Annotated in this window: 1 protein-coding gene and 1 pseudogene; both read right to left on the reverse strand. The window is 32.6% G+C overall.

Annotated elements, in window-relative coordinates; all coding sequences use genetic code 11:
* Window positions 1-242 (reverse strand): annotated as a pseudogene (locus PG901_RS13580) (tetratricopeptide repeat protein); the annotation flags it as partial.
* 33 nt (window positions 243-275) lie between these two features.
* Window positions 276-626 carry a hypothetical protein gene (locus PG901_RS13585; RefSeq protein ID WP_036600603.1) on the reverse strand — a complete coding sequence of 117 codons (351 nt, stop codon included), beginning with the start codon at window positions 624-626 and terminating at the stop codon, window positions 276-278.
* Between the last annotated feature and the right edge of the window lie 194 nt (window positions 627-820).

Below are 820 nucleotides of genomic sequence, written 5' to 3' on the forward strand. Positions count from 1 at the left end.
TAAAATGCTTTTGAATAATCTTGAGGAACGCCTCTACCATAGTAGTATATAAGCCCTAATTCCGCTTGGCTTGAAGCATCTCCTAGATTAGCTTGTAATGTGAGATTTTCAAAATCCTTCTCAACATCAGATTTTACGGTTGGAACATTGTTTTGAGTGCTCTCCCTCTGAGTATCAATAACTTTAGTACACCCTGTCAGCATAATACACGTCAGCAAAAATACTGCTAGTCTCTTTTTCATGACTGCTTGTCCTTTTAGTTAATCAAGGTAACACTAACCTTTTTTAACTGACCTTGAGTGTGGAAATATCGTAACTATTACTAATACAATGCCAGCTACAACTAAAATTAATGGACTCAATTGCAGAATATGAACTGAACCAAATATAAGAAAATACATACAAACTGCTATAACCTGAAAATCGTAAGTATGGTCTTTAAAGAATTTAAATATAATAATTAAAAGAAGCGCTATACCTACTATAAGGAAGAAAGTTCCATCAAGAAACATGTCTTTCATAAAAAAATAATAGATCACAGCAAATATGATATAAATGCCTAAACCAATTTTTCTATGAATTGAGTTTTTCTGTGTGGACTTAGTATTTTCTAATTCATCTCTCATAAAGCCATTAACCCCTATCATCTAACATAAAAATATAAATTAACAATTTTTACTGTTGTTGGAATACGTTAGATCCTTATATAGGTAACCAAACCAGTGAGAGTGCCTGATAGGTCCCTTATAGGTATAGTTGATAACCGTTATTTTTTATGGAGGTTTGTAATGGCCACTGTTGTATATCTTCTTGAGCACAC

This window comes from Psychrobacter sp. ANT_H3 (assembly GCF_027919975.1).
Taxonomy (GTDB): Bacteria; Pseudomonadota; Gammaproteobacteria; order Pseudomonadales; family Moraxellaceae; genus Psychrobacter; species Psychrobacter maritimus.